The following is a 5,460-nucleotide window of genomic DNA, read 5'->3' on the forward strand; positions in this document are numbered from 1 at the left end:
GGAACTGGGAGTTGTTGCTGCTAGGCTGGAGAAGTTGCCCGGGAGGGCGGCGGTTGCAGGATCTTCCCTGTGAAGCTGTGGTGAGTGTATCGCGGTGGATCGGTGTGTGGGTGTTGTTTGAGAACTCAACAGTGTGTTTTGTTTGTGATAGTGCCAAATTTTTTGTTTGGTTGCGACCCTTTCACATCCCTGTCGTGGGGGTCGCGTTTTTTGAACAGCCAGTTTTTGGTTTGTTTGTTTGCTTGGATTGTGCTTTTCGTAGTGCTGAGAAGCTTTTATGGAGAGTTTGATCCTGGCTCAGGACGAACGCTGGCGGCGTGCTTAACACATGCAAGTCGAACGGTAAGGCCCTTTCGGGGGTACACGAGTGGCGAACGGGTGAGTAACACGTGGGTAATCTGCCCTGCACTTCGGGATAAGCCTGGGAAACTGGGTCTAATACCGGATATGAGCTCTGGCCGCATGGTCTGGGGTTGGAAAGTTTTTCGGTGCAGGATGAGCCCGCGGCCTATCAGCTTGTTGGTGGGGTAATGGCCTACCAAGGCGACGACGGGTAGCCGGCCTGAGAGGGTGATCGGCCACACTGGGACTGAGACACGGCCCAGACTCCTACGGGAGGCAGCAGTGGGGAATATTGCACAATGGGCGGAAGCCTGATGCAGCGACGCCGCGTGGGGGATGACGGTCTTCGGATTGTAAACCCCTTTCAGTAGGGACGAAGCGCAAGTGACGGTACCTGCAGAAGAAGCACCGGCCAACTACGTGCCAGCAGCCGCGGTAATACGTAGGGTGCGAGCGTTGTCCGGAATTACTGGGCGTAAAGAGCTCGTAGGCGGTTTGTCACGTCGTCTGTGAAATCCTCCAGCTTAACTGGGGGCGTGCAGGCGATACGGGCAGACTTGAGTACTACAGGGGAGACTGGAATTCCTGGTGTAGCGGTGAAATGCGCAGATATCAGGAGGAACACCGGTGGCGAAGGCGGGTCTCTGGGTAGTAACTGACGCTGAGGAGCGAAAGCATGGGTAGCGAACAGGATTAGATACCCTGGTAGTCCATGCCGTAAACGGTGGGCGCTAGGTGTGGGGGTCTTCCACGACTTCCGTGCCGTAGCTAACGCATTAAGCGCCCCGCCTGGGGAGTACGGCCGCAAGGCTAAAACTCAAAGGAATTGACGGGGGCCCGCACAAGCGGCGGAGCATGTGGATTAATTCGATGCAACGCGAAGAACCTTACCTAGGCTTGACATATACAGGACGACGGCAGAGATGTCGTTTCCCTTGTGGCTTGTATACAGGTGGTGCATGGTTGTCGTCAGCTCGTGTCGTGAGATGTTGGGTTAAGTCCCGCAACGAGCGCAACCCCTGTCTCATGTTGCCAGCACGTAATGGTGGGGACTCGTGAGAGACTGCCGGGGTCAACTCGGAGGAAGGTGGGGATGACGTCAAATCATCATGCCCCTTATGTCTAGGGCTTCACACATGCTACAATGGCTAGTACAGAGGGCTGCGATACCGTGAGGTGGAGCGAATCCCTTAAAGCTGGTCTCAGTTCGGATTGGGGTCTGCAACTCGACCCCATGAAGTCGGAGTCGCTAGTAATCGCAGATCAGCAACGCTGCGGTGAATACGTTCCCGGGCCTTGTACACACCGCCCGTCACGTCATGAAAGTCGGTAACACCCGAAGCCGGTGGCCCAACCCTTGTGGAGGGAGCCGTCGAAGGTGGGATCGGCGATTGGGACGAAGTCGTAACAAGGTAGCCGTACCGGAAGGTGCGGCTGGATCACCTCCTTTCTAAGGAGCACTCACCACACACTTTGGTGTGTGGTCAGAGTTAGCGTCTGGTTCGTGCCCGACTGTGGTGCGCCAGGTGGCTCAATTGGGTGGAACACTATCGCGTAGGACTCGCTGTGATCCCATCAGGCGCCGGCTCAGGGCTGGCGTGTGTGGGGGAGCGTGGTCCGGATGAAACACACTGTTGGGTGTCTGAAACAACACCGTTGAGCCCCTGTGGGGGTTCGGGTTGTTTCTGATGGCACTGATTCCTGAGATGCTTGTGGCCTTGCGGCCTGGGTGTGGGTGGGGTTGGTGTGTGTTGTTTGAGAACTGCACAGTGGACGCGAGCATCTTTAATTGTTTTGTGAATGTAAGTGTGTAAGAGCACACGGTGGATGCCTTGGCACCAAGAGCCGATGAAGGACGTAGTAGGCTGCGATAAGCCTCGGGGAGCTGCCAAACGAGCTGTGATCCGAGGGTGTCCGAATGGGGAAACCCAGCACGCGTGATGGCGTGTTACCCGCATCTGAATACATAGGGTGTGTGGAGGGAACGCGGGGAAGTGAAACATCTCAGTACCCGCAGGAAGAGAAAACAACAGTGATTCCGTCAGTAGCGGCGAGCGAACGCGGAGTAGGCTAAACCGCATGCGTGTGATACCCGGCAGGGGTTGCGTGTGTGGTGTTGTGGGGCATGATGTCCTTGGTTCTGCCGGACCGGGCGCTGATTGATCGCGGGTTAGGGGAACGACTTGGAAGGGTCGGCCGGAGAGGGTGAGAGTCCCGTACCTGAAAGCCTTGTGGCGGAGCGATTTGTGTACCCAAGTAGCAGCGGGCCCGTGAAATCTGCTGTGAATCTGCCGGGACCACCCGGTAAGCCTAAATACTTCTTGGTGACCGATAGCGGATTAGTACCGTGAGGGAATGGTGAAAAGTACCCCGGGAGGGGAGTGAAATAGTACCTGAAACCGTGTGCTTACAAACCGTCAGAGGCTTTAGGGCTGATGGCGTGCCTTTTGAAGAATGAGCCTGCGAGTTAGTGGTATGTCGCGAGGTTAACCCGTGTGGGGAAGCCGTAGCGAAAGCGAGTCCGAATAGGGCGTTTGTAGTGGCATGCTCTAGACCCGAAGCGGAGTGATCTACCCATGGCCAGTGTGAAGCGACGGTAAGACGTCGTGGAGGCGCGAACCCACTTAGGTTGAAAACTGAGGGGATGAGTTGTGGGTAGGGGTGAAAGGCCAATCAAACTCCGTGATAGCTGGTTCTCCCCGAAATGCATTTAGGTGCAGCGTCGCATGTTTCACCTCGGAGGTAGAGCTACTGGATGGCCGATGGGCCCTACAAGGTTACTGACGTCAGCCAAACTCCGAATGCCGAGGTGTGAGAGTGCGGCAGTGAGACTGCGGGGGATAAGCTTCGTAGTCGAGAGGGAAACAGCCCAGATCGCCGGCTAAGGCCCCTAAGCGTGTACTAAGTGGAAAAGGATGTGGGATCGCTGAGACAGCCAGGAGGTTGGCTTAGAAGCAGCCACCCTTGAAAGAGTGCGTAATAGCTCACTGGTCAAGTGGTCCTGCGCCGACAATGTAGCGGGGCTCAAGTACACCGCCGAAGCCGCGGCACTCACACAATAACCTCCTCCGGGCAGGTGTGTGGGTGGGTAGGGGAGCGTCGTGTGGCCATAGAAGCGCCGGAGTGATCCAGGTGTGGAGGCCACACGAGTGAGAATGCAGGCATGAGTAGCGAATGACGAGTGAGAAACTCGTCCGCCGGATGACCAAGGGTTCCTGGGTCAAGCTAATCTGCCCAGGGTGAGTCGGGACCTAAGGCGAGGCCGACAGGCGTAGTCGATGGACAACGGGTTGATATTCCCGTACCCGTGTATGCGCGCCCATGGTGAATCAGTGATACTAACCGCCCTGAATCCTCTGGAACACCCTTCGGGGTGTCGTGAGGTGGATGCGCGGGACCTGATCTGGTAGTAGCCAAGCGATGGGGTGACGCAGGAAGGTAGCTGGGCCAGTCAGTGGTTGTACTGGTGTAAGAGTGTAGGCCGCGACATAGGCAAATCCGTGTCGCATGAAGGCTGAGACTTGATGCATACCCGTTGTGGGGAATTCAGTGATCCTATGCTGCCGAGAAAAGCCTCTAGTGAGTTCATACACGGCCCGTACCCCAAACCAACACAGGTGGTCAGGTAGAGAATACCAAGGCGATCGAGAGAACTGTGGTTAAGGAACTCGGCAAAATGCCCCCGTAACTTAGGGAGAAGGGGGACCACGCCCGGTGACGGTCTTTACGGCCTGAGCTGGGGGTGGTCGCAGAGACCAGAGAGAAGCGACTGTTTACTAAAAACACAGGTCCGTGCGAAGACGTAAGTCGATGTATACGGACTGACGCCTGCCCGGTGCTGGAAGGTTAAGAGGACCGGTTAGCCGCAAGGCGAAGCTGAGAATTTAAGCCCCAGTAAACGGCGGTGGTAACTATAACCATCCTAAGGTAGCGAAATTCCTTGTCGGGTAAGTTCCGACCTGCACGAATGGCGTAACGACTTCTCTGCTGTCTCGACCACAGACTCGGCGAAATTGCACTACGAGTAAAGATGCTCGTTACGCGCGGCAGGACGAAAAGACCCCGGGACCTTTACTATAGCTTGGTATTGGCGTTCGATTCGGTTTGTGTAGGATAGGTGGGAGACTGTGAAGCATGCACGCCAGTGTGTGTGGAGTCGTTGTTGAAATACCACTCTGATCGTATTGACCGTCTAACCTCGGCCCATGATCTGGGTTAGGGACAGTGCCTGGTGGGTAGTTTAACTGGGGCGGTTGCCTCCCAAAGAGTAACGGAGGCGCCCAAAGGTTCCCTCAGCCTGGATGGCAATCAGGTGTTGAGTGCAAGTGCACAAGGGAGCTTGACTGTGAGACTGACACGTCGAGCAGGGACGAAAGTCGGGACTAGTGATCCGGCACCGGCAAGTGGAAGCGGTGTCGCTCAACGGATAAAAGGTACCCCGGGGATAACAGGCTGATCTTCCCCAAGAGTCCATATCGACGGGATGGTTTGGCACCTCGATGTCGGCTCGTCGCATCCTGGGGCTGGAGTAGGTCCCAAGGGTTGGGCTGTTCGCCCATTAAAGCGGCACGCGAGCTGGGTTTAGAACGTCGTGAGACAGTTCGGTCTCTATCCGCCGCGCGCGTAAGAAACTTGCGGAAAGCTGTCCCTAGTACGAGAGGACCGGGACGGACGAACCTCTGGTGTGCCAGTTGTTCCACCAGGAGCATCGCTGGTTAGCTACGTTCGGAAGGGATAACCGCTGAAAGCATCTAAGCGGGAAGCCTGTTCCAAGATGAGGTTTCTCACCACCATCGCGTGGTTAAGGCCCCCCACAGACCATGGGGTTGATAGGCCGGAACTGGAAGCGCAGCAATGCGTGGAGGTGACCGGTACTAATAGGCCGAGGGCTTACACACACAACAAGTTTTCAAAAAGACAAGTTCGCGTCCACTGTGCAGTATCTGAAACAACACACCCGCCACACACACGTGTGGCCGGGCCTTGTTTCACAGAGTTACGGCGGCCATAGCGGCAGGGAAACGCCCGGTCCCATTCCGAACCCGGAAGCTAAGCCTGCCAGCGCCGATGGTACTGCACTCGCGAGGGTGTGGGAGAGTAGGTCACCGCCGAACACAA

The 5,460-nt window shown here is 56.4% G+C and carries 3 rRNA genes; all 3 read left to right on the forward strand.

What is annotated here, in order from left to right:
• Positions 1-274 precede the first annotated feature (274 nt).
• Positions 275-1,792: ribosomal RNA gene (locus tag ACWGLC_RS17640) — 16S ribosomal RNA — on the forward strand.
• A gap of 350 nt (positions 1,793-2,142) precedes the next feature.
• Positions 2,143-5,240: ribosomal RNA gene (locus tag ACWGLC_RS17645) — 23S ribosomal RNA — on the forward strand.
• A gap of 99 nt (positions 5,241-5,339) precedes the next feature.
• A 5S ribosomal RNA gene (gene rrf, locus ACWGLC_RS17650) occupies positions 5,340-5,456 on the forward strand.
• The 16S, 23S and 5S rRNA genes sit together here, the layout of an rRNA operon.
• Positions 5,457-5,460: the final 4 nt, after the last annotated feature.

The sequence above is a fragment of the Dietzia sp. NPDC055877 genome, assembly GCF_053615975.1.